The organism is Paenibacillus dendritiformis (assembly GCF_945605565.1).
Lineage (GTDB): Bacteria > Bacillota > Bacilli > Paenibacillales > Paenibacillaceae > Paenibacillus_B > Paenibacillus_B dendritiformis_A.
The window spans coordinates 5,502,423-5,525,087 of record NZ_OX216966.1; the positions used below are offsets into that span (position 1 = coordinate 5,502,423).

Sequence of the window (22,665 nt, forward strand, 5' to 3'; positions counted from 1 at the left end):
GAGCTGCGCCTGTCGCGGTTAAGAGGCTGTCGAGCGGTATAACTCCAACAGCTCGTCGAATTGTCGGATGATGATGTCTGAACCCTCGAGCTCCTGTTCCTGGCCGAAGCCGGCATATTGGCAGCCGATGACGGCCAGCCCGTTCTCCTTCCCCGCTTCCACGTCAGAGGAGCGATCGCCGACCATCCAGGCCGATTCGATGCCATGCTCCGACTTCAGGAGGCGCACCAGTTCCACCTTGGTCGCGGTGCCTCTTCCGCCCGCGCTGTACAAGCCGGTGAACAGCTCGTCCATGCCGAAGGTCTTCACGATCGCCTGTATATATTCCTCCAGCCCGTTGCTTGCGACGAATAGCTTCACGCCTTCCCGCTGCAGCTCGGCCAAGGTCTCCTTCACCTGCGGATACAGTTCCGCGATTCCTTCGTTCAATCCGGACAGCTCGTATTGCAGCAGAAGCTCGTCCGCGCGTCGGTGCGCCTCCGGGCTGCCTTCCGGCATAACCCGCTGCCAGATGTCCGCCAGCAGCATCCCAAGCGATCCGAGCATCAAATCTTCCGGGGGCGTCGGCCCCTCGTGCAGCTTCTCGCTCCGCAATGTATCGAATACCCGATGATACGCTGTCATCAACAGCGACTCTGTGCGGAACAGTGTCCCGTCCATATCGAAGATCATCGCTTCCGGGCGCGGCAGCCGGTCTGTGCGCAATGTGGCCATACTCACAACAAGTCCCTCCAATTGTCGTCATAAAGTAAACGGTCAGTGACCCCACTATACCATAAGCGGCCGCTGAACTGGAGCGTTTACCCTTATTCTTCTCTTTAAAATTATGTAACGGCCTCTGCCCGTTCACTTGAGGAACGGCTTCATATCGGATAACATCATAGTACAGCATGTTACACGGAGGCGAACCGATTTGGAACAAGTGATAATTATAGGCGCCGGGCCCTGCGGGCTGTCGGCCGCGATCGAAATGCAGCGCAAGGGATGGGATCCGCTCATCATCGAGAAGCAGTGCATCGTTCATTCCATTTACCGTTATCCGACCCATCTCCAGTTCTTCAGCACGCCGGTGCTGCTGGAAATCGGCGGCATCCCGTTCGCGACCCCGAATGAGAAGCCGTACCGTCACGAAGCGCTTGTATATTACCGCAGAGTGTCGGAGCAGTATGGGCTCTGCATTCGCTCCTATGAAGAGGTCAAGAATATCGCCAAGGAGGAGGACGGCATCTTCACGCTGCATACGGAGACCCGCAGCGGAGAAGCGCTCACTTACCGCAGCCGGCATGTCGTCATTGCGACCGGCTATTTCGATTATCCGAACCTCCTGGGCATCCCGGGCGAGGACCTTCCGCATGTCACCCATTATTTCCAGGAGGCGCATCCGTACGCCGGCATGAAGATAGTCATCATCGGCGGCAGCAATTCCGCCGTCGATGCCGCGCTCGAATGCGAGCGGGTGGGCGCCCAGGTAACCATCGTCTATCGCGGCACAGAGATCTCCGGCAATATCAAGCCGTGGGTCCGCCCGATTCTGGAGAGCAAACTCGCCAAGGAGCGGATCCATATCCGTTACGGCTCCCGCGTCGTCCATATTGCCCAAGATCAGGTGCGCATTGAGTGCGCCGACGGCTCAACGGAGGAGATCAGCTGTGACTTCGTGCTCGCCCTGACCGGCTTCCGTCCCGATCGCAAGCTGCTGGAGTCGAGCGGCGTCCGCATGCAGGACGATCAGGACAAGCCCGTCTACGATCCGGACACGATGGAGACGAACGTGCCCGGCCTCTATGTCGCGGGCGTCATCGCGTCGGGCCGCAATGCGAACGAAGTCTTCATCGAGACCGGCCGCTACCATGGCCGCTTGATTGCCGACCATATCGGCCCCAATCCCGACGCCGCGACCGAAGTCCGGCCGAACAACTGACATCCGCTCGGCCTCCGAATGGACGGAGTGCGGTCCACCAACGGACCAGGCTCCGTCCATCATTGGACTTCATCCCGTCCTCTATTGGACTTGGCATCGTCCGAGAATGGACTAAGTTCCGTTCTCGTTGGACCAGGCACTGTCCCCGGGGCCCAGACGCGTTTAAGCGGGCATGTCTGCCCCCATGCTTTACAACTCAGGCCGCTGCGGACCGCTCCCACCCCATTTCCGCGCATTCAAGCATCTCCCTTCGCGTCACGGCAGTCTCACATTCCGGCTCTTTGCGCACCCTCACCCATCAGTCAGGGCGGGCCACACTTTCTGGCTCTTTACACCACTCTCCCATCGCCTCAGGGCGGCTTCACTTTTCAGCTCTTCGCTTCACTATCCCATCGAGTCAGAGCGATCTCATTTTTCAGCTCTTTGCTTCACTATCCCATCGAGTCAGAGGCGATCTCATTTTTCAGCTCTTTGCTTCACTATCCCATCGAGTCAGAGCAGCCTCACTTTTCTGCTCTTTGCTTCACTATCCCATCGAGTCAGAGCGATCTCACTTTTCAGCTCTTTGCCTCACTATCCCGTTGAGTCAGGGCCTCACTTTTCTGCTCTTTGCTTCACTATCCCATCGAGTCAGAGCGATCTCATTTTTCAGCTCTTTGCTTCACTATCCCATCGAGTCAGAGCGATCTCACTTTTCAGCTCTTTGCTTCACTATCTAATCGAGTCAGAGCGATCTCATTTTTCAGCTCTTTGCTCCACTATCCCATCGAGTCAGAGCGCTCTCACTTTTCAGCTCTTTGCTTCACTATCCCATCGAATCAGAGCGATCTCACTTTTCAGCTCTTTGCCTCACTATCCCGTTGAGTCAGGGCCTCACTTTTCTGCTCTTTGCTTCACTATCCCATCGAGTCAGAGCGATCTCATTTTTCAGCTCTTCGCTTCACTATCCCATCGAGTCAGAGCAGCCTCACTTTTCTGCTCTTTGCTTCACTATCCCATCGAGTCAGAGGCGATCTCATTTTTCAGCTCTTTGCTTCACTATCCCATCGAATCAGGCTAAGTTCCTCACCCACAATAGCCAACATTCGGAAAAAATATCTTATTTCAAAGCAATATCACTCCATGCGTAACATCTTGTTCTAATTGTTAGGAATACTTCTAATAACGTTGATTTATTTTCTTCCTGACTCATGGAGAGATTGGTTATAAGGCAATCCGAGCTCACCCGGTTTCCTGACCGACGGGGAGACTGGCTATAAGGCTGTCCGAGATCATCCGGCTTCCTGACCGATGGGGAGATCGGCTATAAGGCAATCCAAGCTCATCCGACTTCCTGACCGATAGGGAGACTGGCTATAAGACATTCCGAGCTCACCCGGCTTCCTGACCATAAGGGAGATTGGTTATAGGGCAATCCGAGATCATCCGGCTTCCTGACCCACGGGGATATTGGCTATAAGGCAGTCCGAGAACATCAGGCTTCCTGACCGACAGGGAGACTGGCTATAAGGCACCCGAGATCATCCGGCTTCCTGACCGACAGGGAGACTGGCTATAAGGCAGTCTGAGGACATCCAGCTTCCTGACCAAAAGGGAGATTGGTTATAAGGCAATCCGAGCACACCCGGCTTCCTGACCAAAAGGGAAATTGGTTATATGAGGCATCGTTCATTTTCTTATGAAAAAAAGGCGGATTGCCAATTGGCATCCACCTCATTTTCTATCATAAAGTATCGTACATATTCCAAGCTGCTGCTTATTCCGCCAAGACTGGCATTTGGGCTGTTCTCGTCTTGAAATCGACGCCCTTGTAATACATGTCTGCGACGAGCAGATTCGGTCCGCAGCAGGCGACCGCCGGGCAATGGCAGTCGACCGTGCGGGACAGCGGGTGGTCCTGCAGCCAGGAATTGAAAATATCGTCCAGCCGGCTCTCGTAAATGCTGCCGAAGGCCGGGATGTCCGCGAAGTCGGTCACGAAGACATCGCCGCTGAACAGGTTGACATTCAACCGGTTGCGCCCGTCCGGATCGTTCCGCAGCGTGACCATCGGCTCGGAGCGGAGGCGCTGAAGGAGCTTCTGGTCTTCTTCGTCCGTATTGCAAGCGAAGAAAGGAAGCGTCCCGAACAGCATCCAGACGTCCTGGTGACGGGTGTCGAGCAGCCGGTGTATCGACTGTCTCAGATCGGACAGTGGCAGCACCGGAAGATTCTGCGCGAACGAGCTTGGGTACATCGGATGTACCTCATGGCGTTGGCAGCCCATCTCGACGATAAGCTGATGAATCTCGCTCAGTTGGCTGTGAGTCCGGTAGTTGATCATCGACTCGGCCGAAATGTACATTCCCGCCTCGCTCAGCCGCTTCGTATTGTCGATCATCCGCTCGTACAACCGGGACGCGGCCCCGGACTTGACCTCATGGCTTGTATGAGTGAACCCGACCGCATGAAAATCTTCCATGCACGTATAGTTGAACGAAATGTGCATGACGTCCAAATAGGGAGCGACCAGTTCATAGCGGCCGATATCGAAGGTCAAATTCGAGTTGATCTGGGTCCGTATGCCTCGTTCGCTGGCGTATTTTAATATTGGAACGATATAGTCGGTTACGGTCTTCAGATGGAACATCGGCTCTCCGCCCGTAATGCTGAGCGTCTCCAGATGCTCGACCTCGTCCAGCCGCTTGAGCATGAGGGAGAGCGGCAGCTTCGGCGGCTCGCTCATCATGAGTGTGTGCCCAACTGCGCAATGCTCGCAGCGCATGTTGCACATCTGGGCCACCGTCATCTCGACGCTGGTCAGGACATGACGTCCGTACGCGCGCAACGAGCGAATCGGATCCCAAGGATCATACGCCGGGCTGATCCGTTGCTTTTTCTTGACTCGTTCCATTTCTAGTTGATTCATGCTACATTCCACCTTATTTTTCCATTAACCTGTTGTCTGGCAATATCCATCACCATCCTGCCCGAACAAGGGCCATCCCTCCGCCTGTCGCGCGGCCAGGGGCACTCGCCATGTAACTGGAGGGTATAATTCGGGCGAAGCTGGCCATTCGTCCGGCCGATAAGCGATTAGGCCGCATTCTTCTTCTCCTTGTGCCGGAACCGCTTCGGTGCCCACCAATTGGCCCGCCCCATCAGCTTCATCAGCGAGGGCACGAGGAAGATGCGGATCAAGGTCGCATCGAGCAGAACCGAAGTGGCCAGCCCGAGGCCGATCGCTTTCATCATTTCATTATCCGTGAAAATAAAGGCGCCTACGACGACGATCAAAATGAAGGCGGCGCTCGTAATGATTCCGCCGGTCTTCATGAGGCCGTCGGCCGTACTGTGCTCGTTATGTCCCGTACGCTCGTATTCCTCGGCAATCCGCGACAACAGGAAGACTTCATAATCCATCGATATGCCGAAGACGACGCAAAATATGATGACCGGCAGCATCGCAACCACCATGCCGGTCGACGTGACCTGGAACAGATCGGCCAAATATCCGTGCTGGAAGACAAGCACGACGATGCCGAGGCTCGATCCGAGACTCAATATGTTCATCACCACCGCCTTCAGGGGAAGCAGTACCGAGCGGAAGGCGATGAACAATACCAGGTAGGTCACGATCAGGATGAAGACGACGACATAAGGAAGCGCCCCCGTAATCCGCTCGATAATGTCGAGCTGCACCGCCGGTCCGCCTGTCACATATTTGGCGGTCATTCCGCTCTGGAGCTCCCAATTCCGTAAGCTGTGAACGAGATCGCGCACTTCCTGCCCTTCCGGATCGCCATCGGGAATGACCTGCATGACGATAAGCCGCTCCTTCGCTAGATGGCTGCCCTCTAATTGGGCGCGCAGGGCAGGATCCTTCAAGGCCTCCGCCATTGCCTCCGGGCTGGGCAGCCTGCTCATCAGGCTTACGTAACTGTCGACGCGCCGCACTCCATCCATCCGGCTCAGCTCGGCCTGCCAGGCTTCCGCCTGCCGGATCGTCCCGGCATCCGTATAGGGCTGCTCCGTCCGCAGCGCGACGAGAATCGGGTTCAGTTCCCGCTTGTCATATGCCTCGTTCACCAGATCGGAGCCGGCTCGCGACTCATACTTCGGCGGCAGCATCTCCGCGTCCGGAATGCCTATATTCATCCCAGCCATCGGCAGCGCGAGACCGGTCAGCAGGACGAACAGGATGATGACAATCGTAATCGGCCGCTTCATGACGCTATGCGCGATTCGGCGCCAGAAGGTACTGCCTCCATCCGCATCCCGGCTGCGGAACCGCGCCGGAATGACCGGGAAGCGATTGATGCGCTCGCCGAATACGCCCAACAGAGCCAGCAGCAGCGAGTTGCCTACGATGACGGACATCGTCACGACGAGCACGCCGCCCAAGCTCAAGGAACGGAACAAAGCGAGATCGATGAACGCCATCGCCACCAGCCCGATCAGCACCGCCACGCCGGAGAAAAAGATCGAGCGCCCCGCTTTCTGGGCGGTCATCGCCACCGCCGCTTCGACCGAGCCATGCTGCCGCAGCTCTTCCCGGAAGCGGCTTACCATGAACAGCGCATAATCTATCCCGACGGCGAGCCCGAGCATCGTCACGACATTCGGGAGAAAGTTGCTGAGCGAATCCGTTGCGAACGAGATGAAGTAGATCAGACCAAGGGTGGTGGTCACACTGACAACACCGACGATAAGCGGCAGCAATCCGGCCAGCAGCGTGCCGAAGACGGCGAGCAGGACAACGAGCGCAATCGGCAGTCCAATCAGCTCCGACTTCACAATGTCCCGCTTGCTTGCTTCCTGCATATCGTAATAGACGGGGGTCGATCCGCTAACATAGGTGTCAGCCTGCGGAAGATCCGGTATCTGGCTGCGGATCTCCGGATATCTATCCAACGCTTCGTTCGTATCCAGATTGAGAATGACGTGGACGGCGACGACATCCTGTCGGGCATCATCCTGCCGCCCTTCCTTGCGAATGCGGACATCGCTGACGTACGGCTCCTGCTTCAGTCCGGAAAATCGTTGTTCTATTTGCCGGAATGTATCTTCCGTCATCAAGGAGGAGCCATCCCGGCTCTCGTAGACGATATCCATCGTCGTCGAAGAGAGCCCGACCTCGCTGCGCAGTATGGACAGCCCCTGCTCCGATTCGCTGCCGGTTGGCGTAAATCCGTTGTCCTTGAGCATCGAAGGAACCTGCAGGGCCAAGAGAGACATGGCCAAAAAGAATACCGTCCAACCGATCCACACAGCGTGTCGTCGACGGTATACCCATTGTCCCCATGTCCAAAAAAAGCCGCGGCTGTCCGATTCCCGCACATGTGTCGCCCCCTGACCACTCTCATTATAGCTTCATTGTAAGCTTCCCGAGTGACAGGGTCAATTTTCGACGTGCGAGCTGACGATCGTCACATTCAACGACCGGGCCAGATCGATCTCGTGCGGCACGGCGAGCTCTTCTCCCTCAGGTCCGGTCAAGATTCGCACGATCGGCCGTTGAGGGTATTCCGAATGAATGCGGGCGACAACGCCGGTCTCGCCCGTGCTCAGGCGGACGGACATCCCGATGGGATAGACGGCAAGCCGATCGCGGAACACGGCGAGCATCGAGGCATCATAGAGCGTATCCGCCCCCGTGTACAGCAATTCCAACGCTACGTGAGGCAAGGTCGCCTCCTTGTACACCCGATGCGACGTCATTGCATCATAGGAATCGGCAATCGCCACCCATTTCGCATATTCATGAATCTCATCGGAACGAATTCCGCGCGGGTAGCCGCTTCCGTTCAGACGCTCATGATGCTGGAACGCGCAATGAGCGGACAGCAGCGGAATATTCGGCTCCTCCTTCAGGATGAGGTAGCCAAGCTCGGCATGCCGCTTCATCTGGGCGAATTCCTCATCCGTCAGCTTGCCGGGCTTGTTCAAAATATTCAGATCAATCTGCGTCTTCCCAATGTCATGAAGCAGCGCGCCCATGCTCAATACCCGCTGCTCTTCCTTCTCATACCCGTGATGGATGCCAAGCAATGTCGTATAAATGCATACATTCAACGAATGCTGGAACAGGTAATGATCGGTCGCCTGCATATCGTTCAGCATGATCATCGCGTCTTCGTGACCGGACAACTCATCGATAATCGAATCGAGTATGCCTCCAAATGCTTTGCCAATTGAAGAGGATTGCCGCGGCTGCTTCCGCGATGTCGAATCATTCATCATCTGCTTGAACTGGCGCCGGATCACGACCGCCGCTTCCCTGCGCGTCTCCTCGCTTAACAGCGAAGGAGCCTCGATGCCTTCCGTCCGGTTATCCTCAATATACACATAAGAGATGCCCATCTTCGAGAGCCGGTCAATATATGCTTCGGACAACTGTACCGCCTCGCCCAACAGGACAAGGCCTTCTTCATTGAAAATTTTTTTCGCTAGCCGCATGCCGGGACGGCAAGCCTGAATTGGCATCCAACGCACACATGGTCAACCCCTGCTGTTTTCTGATTTGGCAATCCCTTTTTCCTATTCTCGTACGACTCTATCAGCTACTCTATCATAGCAAAAATGCCGCCGCGCGCGAAGAGGCGAATGTTGTTTTCTGTCGCTTCCCGGACGTTCTGCTGGCAGAAGCTGTCGGACGGTGACCGTCGCCATTGGCATCGCCGATTTATCGGATAATAAAGAACCAGAACAGCCCGGCCAACACGAAGCGGTAGATGGCAAAATGACGCAGCCGAATGCGCTGGATATGCTTCAAAAAGGTGACGACAACGAGATACGCCACGATAAAGGAGACGATAAAGCCAAGAGCGAAAAACCCGATAATATCCAGGGTAAGCATGCGATACCCGTCGATCAGCTCGTAGCCGCTCGCCAAGAACATAATCGGAATCGCCATCAGAAAGGAGAAATCGGCAGCCGCCCGATAGCTGACCCCGCTCAGCATGCCCCCGGACATCGTCGAGCCCGAACGGGAAAAACCCGGAAAGACGACCGAGAGAATCTGGTACAGTCCGATCAGCAGCGCCTGCAGGTACGTAATATCATCCATCGTCTCTGCGGCCGGCTTGCGCCGGGAGCCGAACCATTCCGCAATCCACATGAATACGCCTCCGGCCACAAGAGCCCATAATATAGTCGCGGTATTGTCGAATTGGCTCTTGATGTAATCCCGGGCGAAGAAAGCGACGATGAGCGCCGGGCCGATCCCAAGCGCCACATGCAGCAGATTGAGCTGCTTCGTGCGGACATGACCCTGCGCTACCGTCCGGCTTCGCAGTCCAAGCATCGCAAGAATCCGCTGCCAGTACACGACCGTAATCGCGAGAATCGCGCCCAGTTGGATGACAATTTCGAACGTCTTCAGAAAGTCCTCCTGCTCGGCGATGCCCATAAGCCGGGTCGTCAAAATCATATGCCCGGTAGAGGAAACCGGGATAAATTCCGTCAAGCCTTCCACGATGCCCAAAATGACCGCTATCCAAATATAGACCATGACAGGTGTCCACCTTTCCGACTAACGATAATGGACAATCGCAAGCCGATCCTCGCGGCAGCGGCTTAGCTCCTCCGCCTTCCGCAGTTGGACGGCCAAAATATCGCGCAGCACCTCCGGCAGGAAAAACGTAATATCCTGCCCATTTTTCAAGCTCGGATAGCCTCCGCCAAATACAAACATGTCGATCGTACCGACGACAAGCCGGTCGTTATCGGCCACTTCCCGGCCGTCGAGCCACAGCCGGATCCGCTCCTCGTCCGGACCGCGCCTCCACTCCACCTGCAGCCCGTCCACGCACAGCGTGCCAAGCTGGCCCCCGCGGAACCCGTAGCCGCGCACGACCCGTCCGTAAGCTTCCTCGTGCAGGCTCTCCCGGATTGCCTGCTTCACGTCCGCGCCGGATAGATGCATCCGGACCGGATTAATGGGGGAAGGGCACAGCGTATGCAGCATGCCCTCGGTCACCGTTCCGGCTGGCAGATCGCCAAGCAACTGGCCGGCATTGACGAGACCGATATCCGCCCCGGTATGGTCGCGAAGAGCTTGGGCCAGCAATTGGCCGAGAGGGGACGGCCGATTATACTGCACAGCGAGCGGTTCCGCGACTTGAGCGACCGGGACGGACAGCCTCCAGGTCGCCTCGGCCCTGGCCTGGAGCAGTTCGGCCTCCACGATCGGATCCGGCAGCTCTCCGGTCACCGGGATGCAGCGCACCGACAGCTCCAGTTCGCCCGAAGGAGCCCGCCGGCACTCGGCCACGCCCAGATGATCGCCGTATTTCCCCGCCGCCAGCAGCCAGGTCCGGCCCACTTTATGCCCGTCCGGAAGCAGATGATGGCTGTGCCCGCCCAGAATAAGGTCGATCCCTTCCGTTTCTTCCGCCATTTTCACATCCGTAGTCAGCCCGCAGTGCGATAGGACGACGAGCAGATCGACGCGAGGACGGAGAACAGAAACCGCCTCCCGCACGGCGGTTATCGGCTCGCCTACCTCCCATCCGAGCAAACGGTAATAGTCGACATAAGGCGCAGTAACGCCGACGATGCCGATCTGAATTCCGCCCCGCTCCAACTCGACCCACGGCTTCAGCCAATCCGGACGCTGCCCGGTGCTGATCGCGGTGACGTTCGCGGCCAGGACGGGAAAGCGGGCATTGCTCCGGTACACTTGTCCGAGCCGCTCCGGCACGAACGTCAGCCCTTCATTATTGCCGATAACGGCGGCATCATAGCCGAGCCGGTTCATGAGCCGAACATTCGCTGCGCCGTAGGTCCCCTCCGTCTCCATATAAGCACGGTCCATATGATCGCCGCCGTCCAGCAGCACGATCTTCTCCCCGCAATGCCGGCGGTAACGGCTCATGAGCGAGGCCAGCCGGGCCGCTCCGTCCCAATGGCTATGAATATCGTTGGTGTACAGCAATAGAATCGAATCCGAATCCGATGTATTCCACTGAAGCGATGGCATCGTATTCCCATCCTTCCCTTATCTAGAATGGCATGCACAGATTAGAATAGCATGTGTCCGATTCGCGTGACTACAGGGGAAGAGCGGAGGGATGGCCGTGCACCGTCGCCGGAAGGAGCGGATCATACAAGCCTTACTACTCTGTATACGAGCGCTGCAGTGATTTCATGACCGATAATTTTTAAGTAAAATGGGAAATGCTGTTGTCACGTTCCGATGAAGTTGATATGATTACGGTACATATGTTGTCTATTTTTGGCTAGGACGGTGAATGAACGTGAAGGTTCATGTCTTAAGCGTTGCGGACGGCGATATCGTGGCGAAGGATATTTTCAATTCCCACGGTCTTCTTGTAATCTCCGCCGGAACGAAATTGAAGGAGAAAGATATCGCCCTGCTCCTGCGGCATCATCTTGATTTTATCGATATTGAAGAGAGACAAGCCGAATCGATGACAACGCTTCCACAATTAGTTTCCTCTTCCGGAACGGATCGGCTGCAGTCTTCCTATAAGGAAGCGGTCGCCGGAGTGGAGCAGTTATTCTATGAGGCGGCTGCCCATGGTCATATACAAGATGAACAGGTGGAACAGACATTGACGCCATTGATTCACCAGATTAAGGCGGAACGGGATGTCGTCTCCCTGCTCCTGATGATGGGGGCGGAAGATGAATGCACCTACCAGCATTCGGTCCAAGTCGGAATGCTGTCCTATTATTTGGCGAAGTGGCTGAATTATAATGAAGCGGATGCGGTGCGGGCCGGCAAGGCCGGCTTCCTTCATGAGATCGGCATGGCCCTGGTGGATGCGGATGCCTCATCGATGACTGCTACGGGTATTCAGAGCGAGGAAGAAGCCGAGAAGATGAAAAAGCACACCCGCTTCGGGTGCGACTTGCTTCGAGGGACCTATGAAGACGAATGGCTGTATCTGGCCGCTCTGCAGCATCACGAACGGCTGGATGGAAGCGGTTATCCATACGGCCTGAAGGAAGACGAGATTCATCCCGTCTCCCGTATCGTTGCTATCGCCGATCTGTACAGTGAGTTGACCTCGGCCTGCAGCGGCCTTCCCAAGCAGAACCTGTTCTGCGTATTGCGGGATCTCCAGGCGATGAGCTTCGGCCAATTGGATCCTACGATGACCCATACCTTTATCCGGAACATGATTCCGAACTTCCTGCACAAGCAAGCCCGCCTGAATGACGGCCGGACGGGAGTCATCGTCATGTCGAATCAGACCGAACTGTTCCGCCCGCTCGTACAAATCGATCAGGAGTTCGTCGATCTGGCGCAGCGGAGACAGTTGGAAATCGAGCATGTGTACGTGTAACTGCATCATTCTTACTAGCGGGGCTTTTTCAGTTCTCCCTTGACCCGGTGCGCCATCAATTCGGAGACCGTCACCATGGAGTAGCCCCGCTTTTTGAGTTCCGGCAAAATCATCTTCAACGCCTCCACCGTCTGCGAACGTCCCTCCGCGAAATCATGCATCAGCACGATATCCCCATTCCGGGCCGAATTCAACACTTTATCGACGATGCGCTGGACTCCAGGGGAGCTCCAATCCTTCGTGTCCTGATGCCATGACCACATGACGATGCGGTAATCGTTGGCGCGAGCGGCATCCACCAGCTGTTGGTTATAGTAACCGCCAGGCGGGCGATATAAGTGAGTGGCCGTTCCGGTCACCTCTTCGATGAGGCGGTGCGCCTTCATCATATCCTCCTCGATCTCTGCGGCCGATATCCCGCGCCGGAAATATTTATGATAGTACGAATGGTTCCCGATCTCATGTCCTTCTCGGAGGGTTCGCTTCGCCAATTCTGGGTTAGCCTTGAGCCGCCAACCGACCAGGAAAAAGGTAGCTTTGGCGTCATGCTGCTTCAGCAGCTCCAGAATGGCAGGCGTATTTTTCGGATCAGGGCCATCATCAAATGTAAGGGCAATCCGCTTGCCTGCTGACGGCACCTCCCATACGATATCTCCCCGTTCCTCGAAGTAAGCCCGATCTTTGAGTACCGGCTTCACAGCCGCGTTCGCCGGCATTGGCTTCAGCTCCTCCATAGCCACAGCAGCAAGCTGTCTCTGCTGGACGGCCTCATTGCTGGCAACTTCACCCCCAGCCTCCCCTCTATGTACACTCGTCATAGCCGCAACGAACAGCAGGGCTATAGCCGCAAGACAGATCATCCCGACTCGTGACGCCCGTTCCAGACGTTTCCTTACGCTCTTCATGTCGCTTCCTCCTTCACAACTGCTGTCGAACATTCTCTGCGGTGCGCGATGCGGCGCAAGCAGTGTAGATTCACTTATTATGCGCCAGCGGAGGGAAGACATTCATGGGGAACCGGATTACGAAGGATTCTGCGTCGGCAGTATTCCGATCGATATTATTAGCAGATATAATGTAGGTCCCTCTAGAGAAATCATGTCTGCACCTTCATCTATTTGAAAATCATCGCCATAGATCGCTTCCACATACTGTCTGGCGAATTCAAGCGCTGCCTGCTTCTCTATATAGATGTACAATCGATATCCAACAAAAAGGACAATTAGAGCGGCAATAACGAGCCAATTCATCAATCTGCGGTGGTTGTGCAGGCCGTTGGAATGGAAGTGATGGCTGAGCATAAGACATCCTCCAAAACGTGGGATTTCCAGCTATTTCTTCTACTGTACCACGTTCTTGCAGCGATGTGTCATGCCGATCGTCCGCGGCCGCTCAGCGGCTTCCAGGATAAGATGCGTTCCAGGCGGAACGGGCGCCAGCCCCCTGCCGCGAGACAGGTTGCATGCAGGACGCCGTCCCGGATGCGGCGCACGACAATTCGCCGCTGAGTAATGGTTCCGTGCCGATCCTCATAGATGATTTCGATCGTGCTGCCGATATAATGCTCTATCTTCACTCTGCATCACCCCGAACATTCGTTTGCTTACTTGATAGTATAGGCGAATATTTGTTCGGTATGCAACGGTAAAAAGAAGCAGTTTTTTCTGCGTGTGAGGGGAGATTGTATTCGGTTAGCAGCTGGGGTTGTGATTAGCTTGTCCTGTATGTACGATTGGGTACCCGCCAGCCGGCAAAGATGCAAAAATACAGGAAATCCACAGGGGTCGATCGTTGGGAAAGGGAATCCTGCAAAAGTGCAGGAATTTCACTCGTTTTCGCTTGAATGTGAGGCAAGTTGGGAGAATTGATGTATGAATGCAGCAATTTAGTGAAATCTCTGCTTCCTGAGCGTAAAATGCTGCACTTTTGCAGGATTGGGGAGCTGTGGTTCCTCAGCTTAAAATGCTGCACTTTTGCAGGATTGAGGAGCTGTGGTGCTCCCACTTGGAATGCTAAGCTGCTGCCGCTTGGAGCGCTACCATCATAGAGTACATTTATGACGTTCATGACCGTCCAGGCATTTTGCGATGTTCATGGCCAACCGGGCATTGGCCGTGGGATAGCGCAGCAAGCGGGGCATGGACGTATCCCCCACCATCAGGTGACGGGACGATGCCTGCTTCCTCATATTCCCGCCGGTCTGGGGATGATTCGGATGAATTGAAGGGTAATGGGAACTCCCTGCTCGGGGACCCCATCGATTTGCAGAAGACCTTCCGTTACGGTATAGGTGTTGAGAGGCTGCAGCATTCCGTTAATAAACAAATTGAAATATGACACCGTTCCTGGATTCAGTATGCTGCTGCTCTGGAATTGAGCCAGACCATCCCCATTCGTGTATGCATTTCGAACTCCATCCGCGACCGTAATGTACTGAAAGGGTATCCACCTGTAAAATCTCGGGAGCCGGCGGAGGCACCGGCTCTCCCGGGAAGACCGCCGGACAGTCCGGTGGAGGGGAAAGGGAACTGCACGGGCTGATGGCAGAGGGATCGATGAACGGTTTAATAATTGGCATATCTCTCACCCCCTTACTAGAGATGCTATATTCAATGCCAATAATTTTACAAGAGATGAACCATGTAATTGACATGAGAAGATCATCCATTTCAGAAAGTTGCGAAAGCACAAGGGTAAAGGGCAGAAAGGCATTGAAAATACTTCGTCCATAAAAAAACACGCCCGCTTGACGCCAGCATGCAATGTTGGGTCAAACGGGCACGTATTGAACACATAAATTGAAGTTACTTCCCGGATTGCTACACCAATCCGCTTAATCGTTATTTCTCAACCAGCTCTGGTCTCTTTACATGCAGCGGGGGCGGAACCAACCAGCCCTTTTCTTTACTCATCTCCAAAATTTTGAGACCTAAAGCGGCTTTCGTCAAATGATATTTGCCGAATAATGCCGCAATGTCTTCCCGAATTGATTTCCCCATGATTTGGCTGCACACTACCATGCTGGCCGCAGTGTCAGCCGCAATCATAGACGTTATCTCTTGATCCGTAAGTCTCGCCCCGACAGGAATTTCTTCAAGTTTGGCTTCTGGCCTGTCAGGGAGTGTCGGGCTGGGAGCTATTCCATTGCTAATTAAAATTTGATCGCATTCTTTCTCTTCTAGTTCCGCTTGATTAATCAAATCGCCTAATATATTTTTTAAATCTTTGTCCCCGGCGTGATAATGGTAAGCCCGGTAAACGGAAATGCATCCTTTCGCTTTCATTGAGAATGCCCATACATCATAGGTTTCACCGTAATGAAGGGGTTCATCTTTCGGATTGCCGCTTAAAATGCCCATTTTGTAACAGCTCCTCTTAAAGTTTTTGTTGGACGGCGTGATTGACAGCCATCGTTCCAGTCGATGTTAAGGTTGTCTTTATCATGGGCCCTTATCCGTCTAAGTTATTACCATTATCTCCTACTTCGCTTCCCCGTTGAGCTCAGTTCAGCATGCCGCCCGGGTAAATATAAAAAAAGTGTCCGAGCGACTTGGACACGCAAAGCGTGAAAGTCACCTCGGACACCTATTTGGACGTATCAAGAAAGCTCAGGGATGGGCTTAGCCTATAGAACCTTCCATTTCCAACTTGATTATTGAGGCTTGTCATAATGTTTCATACGGCAGTGAAACCGTTAAAGAATCGAGTTTCTTCTATATAAGAGTGTCACATAAAATCATATCGTTTCATACTTATGTGGGCAAAATGTGGGCAGAATTATGGGCCGAAACAGTAACATAAAAAAGCCCTGGCGTAATGTTGCCGGGGCTCATCTTTTTGTGAATGATCGACAACCAAGAACCATTCTGGTGGTATTTATGTAAATTTGTTGCAATTATAAAAATGTATGGTATATTAGTTTTAGAGCATCATCATTGTTACAGTCACCTATAATTTTTTTTAGGAGGCGTGTACCATGACGAAAAAGATTTTTGCTTTAACCCTTGCTTCTGTGATGTTACTTTCTTCGCAAGTTGCAATGGCGGCACCATCAGCACCTACTACCAGTAATCTCGGCACAGTTCAAGCTTCTAGTATTGATAAGGTAGAAGTTCAATTAAAAGTAAGAGTCGGTGAAGGGAGAAAGTTGTCTGGCTATGGTTTCAGACCTGGCGGGGGTGATAGTTCCAGCTACTTTTTAGATGTGGATGGTAATTTTCTTGCACTCAAACCAGGACAAGGTTCTATCATTGCTAACTTAACATCTGATCGACTGATCATATACTATTTTACAATTACAAATTAACAGTAGCTAAGGCCTGTAGTTCTCATAAGACTTTATAAAGTAAACTCAGCAAAGAAATACAAAAGAGCCGGAGGGATGCCTTCCCATCGCGGCTCTTTTCGTTTGCACCGGTGCTTCCGGATGCATTTCCAGTATATCACATTATCGTGACGATGGAATAGACAGACCGGCCGTCCCCCCGAATCTGAACTTTGTCGGTACGCATTTGCGACGATCCGCTCCCATCCAAAAAGATGCCGTCGACGAGCGTGCCGCTGCCAATCTTCTCCTTGATTGCATATCGGAACTGCCCGGCGGTGCAGGCCGCATTTGTGACGATCAACCATAAGTTTAAGCCGGAGCCGTACACCATCGCGGTACGGTATGCCTTCCCGGACATGTTCGGCATATTCTGGGCCTTCGCTTTCTGCTGCCACCCGGAATCATCGTGAAGAGACATCGAAATGCCGCCCTGCGCCCAGTATCGGCTGCGGTCGGATACATGTAGCTCGTCGGCCGACTTGACTACCTGTACCGAATACCGACGCGCTACCGCATCCCATACAAGCGTTCCCCGGGCATACTTGGCATTGTACCAGCCGCTGCCGTAAGCTCCACGCCGGCCCTTAATCGGATTGTCGTTTTGCACCGAGATAGAAAGGATCTCGCCGGTGCCGAAATTAAAAAAGCCGCCGTTAATGGCGGTCAGTGGTTGGGAACAGACACTTGTACGACAGGCTTGCAGCTTGATATCGTTCGGACTGCACTTCATGGCATGAAGCACGACGCCATTGGACGCCGTGCATTTGTTGTATGTTACCTTACCCACTCTGCTGCTCCCTTTAGGAGCCGATCGACTACTACAGCAATCTCTGCCCTAGTAATCGGCTCGTTCGGCGCGAATCCAGTGTTACGGCCGCCCATAATTCCTGCGTCCATCACACGCCGAATAGACGCCTCGGCCCAATGGCCGGCATAGTCCAGCTGCTTCGGTTTCTCCATCAATTTGATAAACTCCGCCCAACGCGGCAGTATCCGGGACGGACACGCCTTCCCGCTCCAATGGCGATGCGGTACAACACGGCTGACTGATATTCCGTGCCGCTTAGTCAGCAGCACGATCAGCTCCGCCGCCCGCTGCCACGCCTTCGATTCGTCCATGCCCTGGTACATACAGACCTCAATTCCGATGGATGTCGTATTACCGGGACCGTTGCCGTCGCCGGCATGCCATCCCTGCTCGTCGTCCCGTAAGTGCTGGTAGACCTCGCGATCGTCGACCGTATAGTGCCAACTCTTCTGGGCCCCGGCGCTACCGTTCAAAATATACCGGCTATGCGCTTCGGCCGTAGCTCCTGGAGCGCTATTATCGGTATTGTGGATCGTGATATACTGCGGCTTCATTGTGCGAGTTGGCTTGTTGGGCCGCCCGTCTGGAAGCAATCGCTGCTTAATTTCGATGGTCATCGTTAACCCCTCCTTTGTTTCTCAGTACTTCAACCGCCTGCTTAATACCGGGTGGGAGTGGCACGCCCAGGCGGCCGCCATTCTCAATGATGGATAGCAACTCATTGGCCAAATAGAAAAAGATAGCAGCGTCCCGCAGCAAATGCTGATCCCCTAGTACGCTGTCCACCTGATGCGCCACCGCCACGACGAAAAAAATAAACACCTTGCGGGCAATGCCGATAAGGCCGATGCTGCTTTTCAGCTTACCTTCGGCGCCGGAAGCCATGACGCCCGTCACGTAATCAATCGCCACAACGATGAGCAGCACATTCAGTAGTGCCGGCCACCCGCCAAACAAAAACGAGGCAGCGCCGCCAGTAGCAGCAAATACCGTTTTCAATACCAAGTCCAATCTTTCCACGTCATTTCCCCCTTGGATAAAATTAGCCCCCACGCTGCCGTGAGGGCATAAAAACAGCGCCGTGCTATGAGCAGGCGCTTATTGCTCCGGGAATTCCCGTCCTGTGATTTTCTCGTATTCTTCCGGCGTAATCTCCCCGAACGGGTTGACCTCCGTTTTCACAGCTGCGCATAGCCCCTCCGCATCGATCCACCGGCATTCAAAAGCGAGTTTCCAGAAATTCATGTCGATTGCCCTCCTTTAAGTTCAATGATTTCCAGTTTTGCCTTCGTCAGCTCCGAGCCCAGACTGTCAACGGTTTGTTTCTGCTGCATGTTGTCTAGGCGTGATTCGGTAAGTTCCCGGCCAAGCCCATCAATGACGCTCTGCTGCTGGATATTCCGGATTTTCATTTGCGTCAGTTCTTGGCCCAGCATGTCTGTTTGGGACGGCTGCGGCTCCAGGTTGAGCGCGTCAATCTCCTCCTGCGTAAGACCATTACGCCAGAAGACCGTCCCGTCTATAGGCTGCGGCGGCTCCGGCTGCGGATCGTCGCTCTCCGGGTCATGCTCGGCCATGTATTCGGCGTATGCAGCCTCATAAGCCTCCTGCGCTGCCCTGTAGCCCTCGACATCGAATATAGGTTGATACAGGCCGTCAGGCATCGGAACGGCCACCGTATAGCCTACGAGTACCGTTTCCGGTTCGTCTTCTTGGCCGTCGTCACGTTTCCCCGGTTCCGGCTGCGGGTCGGGTTCGTCCGGCTCAACCAGTTCCCGCCGATCAAAAACGCCCGTCACGGAGTCCGCAACGAGCGTCGGTTCGATGTATCGGCCTTCAAGGTCAGTTATGATTGCTTCTTTCATACCTTTTCACCCCCAACATAGAATGAGAATGATTCCAAATAAATAAATCTGCGTGTATTTTCCATCGTTATTCTAATACTCCCGCCGTTTCCGATATCAACCGCATAAGGCTGTATATCTTGGGGGCTGCTATAAGTTACAGTTGGCACCCCTATTACTCTGGATGGACGGTACTGTATTGGCAGTACAAAGATGTCCGTACCCACTGCCTTGGCAGCTTCGGAACTGTCTAAAGTTCCTCTAAAGTGAACAAAACCAAAAGCATCCTTTGCATACTGCACAGGGCGACCCGGGACAGACTTCCACCCGTTTAGCAGAGTGGCTGTTATCCATTCAAGAGGAGCGTTCAAGCCGCTTGTGATACTATTCAACCTAACCTCCGAGACACTTAACCGACGCTGCACATCGCCCACATCCTGCACCAAGTCCGATATAGCCCCGCGCAGGTTCGCAGCAACAGTGCCGCTGATTGGAGCCGCCAGCATTGGATCAAGCATCGTATAGGTGACGTGATAGACTGCGGTTGGGTCGAATCCAGCCCCGCCATACCAGATTGCGCGCTCTTTGCCATACGCCTGGCTAACAACCTGCCTTATCCATGACGAGTCTACCGAGTTATTTCGATGGATGGCAAGTATTTTATCCGTCTTGTTCCTCAATCGGGAGGCATCTTCTCCTGGCACACTCGAATTTATGAGGATGTCATTAGCACTTGTTCGCACAGGATTCGCCCGTTCCCGAATCACAATACCGCTTCCAACCTCGATCATGTTCGATCCTGCCGTGAGTGTCGCTCCCAATCCGTAATTCCGGACGGGTTCGACGGTTGGCTTCGCCTTCAGGTATTGGAGGCGGTATGGCGTGTAATTCTTTGCCATTTCTGTTGGTAACGATGTTTGCATGTCTCCGTTTGTCAGTATGTTAACCCACCGTTTTTGATCGATTGGTTGCGTCCCATCCCACGGGTCTAATTTCTGTGTCTCATTGTTCCACCAACCGATCCGCCACCCCAAGAAATACGCCTTAATCTCTTCAGGTTCTGGATTGTAATCCTGTCCCCATCCGCTGTCGGTGTTGGCTACAGTAATGTGCAAGCCGTTTTTGTATAGCAAAACACTGTCAACTTCTTGTATTCCAGCAGCCTGAGACGTTTTCAACATTTTGCCGTCAAACTTCGTGGCATAAACATTAAAATCAATTCCATTGATAGAGCCGTCCCTGTAGTAAACCAACTTTGCTCCAGGCTCTACATTCGGGTCTGTGCCCCAAGGCTTGGTCTGCGTCAAGTCGACTTTACCCCACGGCTCCAGCACATACGGCAACCCATCGTCTCCCATAAATAGCGTATCGGGATTGCTGCCGTCTACCGGATGAGCGGCGAGCTCCGTTTCGAAGGCGAGCATGCTGCGTTGCTGTGGAACGAAGGGCTTCGGATCGGTGCCGGGAACAAGCATAGGATTCTTTACTTTAAATGAGCCAGTAGCTGACATATTGCCAAAGAAAACGCCAATATACTTGGTATCGTCGCCAATTTCAATGGTTGCTCCTGAACCAATTTCATGTTGCCGTATCGGTATGGCATCAATCGCCGCCTGCTCATTGAAATAACACTTTACATCTGTCCCCATGGAGTCAAAGTCAATGCGATATGTTTTATGCTTGGCCTCCATGTTACCCTTGCCTACGAATTGAAGTGTGCTATTAGTCATCAGGTCTATTTCATAAGCAGACTGTATATCAACGATTGCTCCATTTACGGCCCCCATATGATAAAAGGACGGCAGCAGATTGCCTCCCGTTACGATGGCGTATGGGTTTTTGACGTTGGTCATGCTGTCTACGTATGGGTACTTCTCGGCCACCTGAGCAAACTTCATCTTTCCGATGGCTTCGTATTCGGTCTGTGAAATCTCGTAGAGGCCGAATGCACCGATCCGGAATTCTGCGCCAGCCGTCCCTTCTCCACGGAAGTAAAAAACAAGCTTTTCCTGTGTCTCAAGGCGATCCGGGGAAATATCAATGTATCGATATTGCATTCCATCCCCCTTTTTTACATTTCCCGATTTGCGGATCGTAGAGTATCCAGTACTTTTCCATTCCGCAAAGGAGAAATAAACAGGTTCATCACACGAAATGTTGTCCAGGTATACTACCGCCACATAATGCTTCGAGCGATCAATGTTTAGTTCGTACCTGGCGCCAAAGTGCCCCGGGCTGTCTGCCGCACGATTACATACGATCTTCTGGACTTTCGTTCCGACGGGAGTAGATGCCGGAATGATCTCCCCGGTCCCGAAAAAGGTGAATAGCGGCGATGTCCGGTAATCAAAGTTACCTTCGCTACCGGGCAGATTAATTAGCGTCCGTCCCTTCACTTCCCCCATCTGGAACGGCGTATCCTGTTCCGACTCTACTATCTGGAGACCGGGCGGCAGCTCAAGGGGCTTATCCGGCACATCGGCCAGACCGCTCTCCACAGCTTCGATGCGCTGATCGTGATCCTCCAGCTCAGTGGTATGTTCCTTCAGCTTCTTGTCGTGCTGCATCAGTTCGGACGCCTGCTTCGGGACTTCCGTCGCCAGCTTGTCAAACTCCGCCTTGTCAGCTGAGCTCATAAGGCCCCCTTCCTTCGCCGTGGCATACGGGATAGGATCGGAACCGTGCTCCGTGTGGCTGCTGCCATGGGCACCAGGCGTGGACTCCCCGGAGGCCGTGATCGTTACTTCCTTCGAATTCGGGTTCGTGGTTATCTTGATTCCGACGCCGCCTTTAAAGGTCAAGGCGTCCGTCTTCTCGCCGGCCTCGATATCATTCACGCGAGAAAAGGCCGGCTGATTGACTTCCGCGCCGTCCTCGATGCTGCCCAACTTCTCATGGTCAGCTTCGGTGACGTGCATGACGGCGTCGGCCTTGTGGCTGTCCAGGTCAGACTGAACGGCGTCGACCTCCGCCTTACGGGCCACGTCAGTTTTTGCTGACGGTGCCGCTGCCTTCATTCGGCCGGACGCGTCACGTTGTACGAGCGTCCCGGGAGTGGCGGCAGCCGTGCTGGCATCCATCTTGGCCTTGTCCTGGGCGCTCATAAATCCGTCCGTCGTATCCGTCGCGTTGGGGTGCCGATGGTTGCCGGACGACTTCGAATCCATGTCTTTTTGAACTGCATCGAAGCCTATATTGATGTTGTTAAAATCTTCGCTGATTTTCTTTGAACCGACCAGGTTACAATATCTATTTGCCAAGCTGCCCATCTCCTTTCTTTCGCAGTTGAGCGATTCGCTTTCCGATGGCCTCCTGGACGCCGAGGAGTATTGCCTCCTCGTGCTCAGGTTGGTATGGGACAACGGCGGAGATTACGGCGCATATCTCCGGTACGGGCTTGGTTGGATCAATCTCGACTTGGATGATTGGTTGTATCTTTGCCATGGTGGGCCTCCTTTCTTTTGAAGGAA

21 protein-coding genes are annotated in these 22,665 nt (G+C 53.9%); 3 read left to right on the forward strand and 18 right to left on the reverse strand.

Features of this window, described 5'->3' with window-relative positions; translation table 11 throughout:
- Window positions 1-18: 18 nt before the first annotated feature.
- Window positions 19-714 carry an HAD family hydrolase gene (locus NNL35_RS24695; RefSeq protein ID WP_006679819.1) on the reverse strand — a complete coding sequence of 232 codons (696 nt, stop codon included), beginning with the start codon at window positions 712-714 and terminating at the stop codon, window positions 19-21.
- Window positions 715-913: 199 nt separating this feature from the next.
- Between NNL35_RS24695 and NNL35_RS24700 the strand changes: the two genes are divergently transcribed.
- The gene (locus NNL35_RS24700; protein WP_006679818.1) at window positions 914-1,921 is read left to right on the forward strand and encodes a YpdA family putative bacillithiol disulfide reductase; all 1,008 of its coding nucleotides are present in this window, start codon (window positions 914-916) and stop codon (window positions 1,919-1,921) included.
- 1,756 nt (window positions 1,922-3,677) lie between these two features.
- Here the strand turns inward: NNL35_RS24700 and yfkAB are convergent.
- From yfkAB to NNL35_RS24725, 5 genes are all read right to left on the reverse strand, one after another.
- Complete coding sequence (yfkAB, locus tag NNL35_RS24705; RefSeq protein WP_006679261.1) at window positions 3,678-4,829, reverse strand: radical SAM/CxCxxxxC motif protein YfkAB; 1,152 nt, start codon at window positions 4,827-4,829, stop codon at window positions 3,678-3,680.
- A gap of 167 nt (window positions 4,830-4,996) precedes the next feature.
- The gene (locus NNL35_RS24710) at window positions 4,997-7,138 is read right to left on the reverse strand and encodes an MMPL family transporter (protein WP_254553822.1); all 2,142 of its coding nucleotides are present in this window, start codon (window positions 7,136-7,138) and stop codon (window positions 4,997-4,999) included.
- A 162-nt stretch (window positions 7,139-7,300) separates the two neighbouring features.
- Entirely contained in the window at window positions 7,301-8,386 is a 1,086-nt protein-coding gene (locus tag NNL35_RS24715; RefSeq protein ID WP_006679259.1) for an HD-GYP domain-containing protein, read from the reverse strand.
- A 199-nt stretch (window positions 8,387-8,585) separates the two neighbouring features.
- Window positions 8,586-9,413 (reverse strand): undecaprenyl-diphosphate phosphatase, encoded by an 828-nt coding sequence (locus tag NNL35_RS24720; RefSeq protein ID WP_006679258.1) that lies wholly within the window; start codon window positions 9,411-9,413, stop codon window positions 8,586-8,588.
- A 21-nt stretch (window positions 9,414-9,434) separates the two neighbouring features.
- Window positions 9,435-10,883, reverse strand: coding sequence for a bifunctional metallophosphatase/5'-nucleotidase (locus NNL35_RS24725; RefSeq protein ID WP_006679257.1), 1,449 nt, complete (start codon window positions 10,881-10,883; stop codon window positions 9,435-9,437).
- A gap of 271 nt (window positions 10,884-11,154) precedes the next feature.
- Here NNL35_RS24725 and NNL35_RS24730 point away from each other — a divergent pair, with 271 nt between their 5' ends.
- Window positions 11,155-12,216 carry an HD-GYP domain-containing protein gene (locus tag NNL35_RS24730; RefSeq protein ID WP_006679256.1) on the forward strand — a complete coding sequence of 354 codons (1,062 nt, stop codon included), beginning with the start codon at window positions 11,155-11,157 and terminating at the stop codon, window positions 12,214-12,216.
- A 14-nt stretch (window positions 12,217-12,230) separates the two neighbouring features.
- On the opposite strand, the gene NNL35_RS24735 is transcribed toward NNL35_RS24730, so the two are convergent.
- The 5 genes from NNL35_RS24735 to NNL35_RS24755 all read right to left on the reverse strand — a co-directional run bounded on the left by NNL35_RS24735 (window position 12,231) and on the right by NNL35_RS24755 (window position 15,575).
- Window positions 12,231-13,121 (reverse strand): polysaccharide deacetylase family protein, encoded by an 891-nt coding sequence (locus NNL35_RS24735; protein WP_006679255.1) that lies wholly within the window; start codon window positions 13,119-13,121, stop codon window positions 12,231-12,233.
- Between the two features lie 117 nt (window positions 13,122-13,238).
- Entirely contained in the window at window positions 13,239-13,517 is a 279-nt protein-coding gene (locus NNL35_RS24740; protein ID WP_006679254.1) for a hypothetical protein, read from the reverse strand.
- A 68-nt stretch (window positions 13,518-13,585) separates the two neighbouring features.
- Window positions 13,586-13,792: a hypothetical protein gene (locus NNL35_RS24745; RefSeq protein ID WP_006679253.1), complete on the reverse strand. Its 207-nt coding sequence runs from the start codon at window positions 13,790-13,792 to the stop codon at window positions 13,586-13,588.
- A gap of 608 nt (window positions 13,793-14,400) precedes the next feature.
- Window positions 14,401-14,796: a DUF4183 domain-containing protein gene (locus tag NNL35_RS30555; protein WP_338111533.1), complete on the reverse strand. Its 396-nt coding sequence runs from the start codon at window positions 14,794-14,796 to the stop codon at window positions 14,401-14,403.
- Window positions 14,797-15,056: 260 nt separating this feature from the next.
- Window positions 15,057-15,575, reverse strand: a complete 519-nt coding sequence (locus NNL35_RS24755) for a DUF3231 family protein (RefSeq protein WP_006679252.1) — start codon at window positions 15,573-15,575, stop codon at window positions 15,057-15,059.
- 617 nt (window positions 15,576-16,192) lie between these two features.
- Between NNL35_RS24755 and NNL35_RS24760 the strand changes: the two genes are divergently transcribed.
- A complete protein-coding gene (locus NNL35_RS24760; protein WP_254553823.1) occupies window positions 16,193-16,522 on the forward strand; it encodes a hypothetical protein in 330 nt (109 codons plus the stop codon).
- A gap of 136 nt (window positions 16,523-16,658) precedes the next feature.
- On the opposite strand, the gene NNL35_RS24765 is transcribed toward NNL35_RS24760, so the two are convergent.
- The 7 genes from NNL35_RS24765 to NNL35_RS24795 all read right to left on the reverse strand — a co-directional run bounded on the left by NNL35_RS24765 (window position 16,659) and on the right by NNL35_RS24795 (window position 22,639).
- On the reverse strand, window positions 16,659-17,330 hold the full coding sequence (locus tag NNL35_RS24765; RefSeq protein ID WP_006679683.1) for a hypothetical protein: 672 nt from the start codon (window positions 17,328-17,330) through the stop codon (window positions 16,659-16,661).
- Entirely contained in the window at window positions 17,318-17,968 is a 651-nt protein-coding gene (locus tag NNL35_RS24770) for an N-acetylmuramoyl-L-alanine amidase (protein WP_006679682.1), read from the reverse strand. Before NNL35_RS24770 ends, NNL35_RS24765 begins: the two co-directional genes overlap by 13 nt.
- Window positions 17,952-18,371 carry a phage holin family protein gene (locus tag NNL35_RS24775; protein WP_006679681.1) on the reverse strand — a complete coding sequence of 140 codons (420 nt, stop codon included), beginning with the start codon at window positions 18,369-18,371 and terminating at the stop codon, window positions 17,952-17,954. Before NNL35_RS24775 ends, NNL35_RS24770 begins: the two co-directional genes overlap by 17 nt.
- Window positions 18,372-18,449: 78 nt before the next feature.
- Window positions 18,450-18,596 (reverse strand): XkdX family protein, encoded by a 147-nt coding sequence (locus NNL35_RS24780; RefSeq protein ID WP_006679680.1) that lies wholly within the window; start codon window positions 18,594-18,596, stop codon window positions 18,450-18,452.
- On the reverse strand, window positions 18,593-19,216 hold the full coding sequence (locus NNL35_RS24785; RefSeq protein WP_254553824.1) for a hypothetical protein: 624 nt from the start codon (window positions 19,214-19,216) through the stop codon (window positions 18,593-18,595). Before NNL35_RS24785 ends, NNL35_RS24780 begins: the two co-directional genes overlap by 4 nt.
- Window positions 19,213-22,455 carry a hypothetical protein gene (locus NNL35_RS24790; RefSeq protein ID WP_006674937.1) on the reverse strand — a complete coding sequence of 1,081 codons (3,243 nt, stop codon included), beginning with the start codon at window positions 22,453-22,455 and terminating at the stop codon, window positions 19,213-19,215. Before NNL35_RS24790 ends, NNL35_RS24785 begins: the two co-directional genes overlap by 4 nt.
- Window positions 22,445-22,639, reverse strand: a complete 195-nt coding sequence (locus NNL35_RS24795) for a hypothetical protein (protein ID WP_006674938.1) — start codon at window positions 22,637-22,639, stop codon at window positions 22,445-22,447. The genes NNL35_RS24790 and NNL35_RS24795 overlap by 11 nt, the downstream gene beginning before the upstream one ends.
- Window positions 22,640-22,665 lie beyond the last annotated feature (26 nt).

What these genes read in the sequence shown, in the direction of transcription:
- NNL35_RS24785 (WP_254553824.1), bottom strand. Translation starts at nt 19,216, where the DNA reads ATGAAAGAAGCAATCATAACTGACCTTGAAGGCCGATACATCGAACCG.
- NNL35_RS24695 (WP_006679819.1), bottom strand. Translation starts at nt 714, where the DNA reads ATGGCCACATTGCGCACAGACCGGCTGCCGCGCCCGGAAGCGATGATC.
- NNL35_RS24715 (WP_006679259.1), bottom strand. Translation starts at nt 8,386, where the DNA reads ATGCCAATTCAGGCTTGCCGTCCCGGCATGCGGCTAGCGAAAAAAATT.
- NNL35_RS24730 (WP_006679256.1), top strand. Translation starts at nt 11,155, where the DNA reads ATGAACGTGAAGGTTCATGTCTTAAGCGTTGCGGACGGCGATATCGTG.
- NNL35_RS24755 (WP_006679252.1), bottom strand. Translation starts at nt 15,575, where the DNA reads ATGGGCATTTTAAGCGGCAATCCGAAAGATGAACCCCTTCATTACGGT.
- NNL35_RS24795 (WP_006674938.1), bottom strand. Translation starts at nt 22,639, where the DNA reads ATGGCAAAGATACAACCAATCATCCAAGTCGAGATTGATCCAACCAAG.
- NNL35_RS24720 (WP_006679258.1), bottom strand. Translation starts at nt 9,413, where the DNA reads ATGGTCTATATTTGGATAGCGGTCATTTTGGGCATCGTGGAAGGCTTG.
- yfkAB (WP_006679261.1), bottom strand. Translation starts at nt 4,829, where the DNA reads ATGAATCAACTAGAAATGGAACGAGTCAAGAAAAAGCAACGGATCAGC.
- NNL35_RS24735 (WP_006679255.1), bottom strand. Translation starts at nt 13,121, where the DNA reads ATGAAGAGCGTAAGGAAACGTCTGGAACGGGCGTCACGAGTCGGGATG.
- NNL35_RS24740 (WP_006679254.1), bottom strand. Translation starts at nt 13,517, where the DNA reads ATGCTCAGCCATCACTTCCATTCCAACGGCCTGCACAACCACCGCAGA.
- NNL35_RS24725 (WP_006679257.1), bottom strand. Translation starts at nt 10,883, where the DNA reads ATGCCATCGCTTCAGTGGAATACATCGGATTCGGATTCGATTCTATTG.
- NNL35_RS24780 (WP_006679680.1), bottom strand. Translation starts at nt 18,596, where the DNA reads ATGAATTTCTGGAAACTCGCTTTTGAATGCCGGTGGATCGATGCGGAG.
- NNL35_RS24760 (WP_254553823.1), top strand. Translation starts at nt 16,193, where the DNA reads ATGACGAAAAAGATTTTTGCTTTAACCCTTGCTTCTGTGATGTTACTT.
- NNL35_RS24770 (WP_006679682.1), bottom strand. Translation starts at nt 17,968, where the DNA reads ATGACCATCGAAATTAAGCAGCGATTGCTTCCAGACGGGCGGCCCAAC.
- NNL35_RS24710 (WP_254553822.1), bottom strand. Translation starts at nt 7,138, where the DNA reads ATGTCTCTCTTGGCCCTGCAGGTTCCTTCGATGCTCAAGGACAACGGA.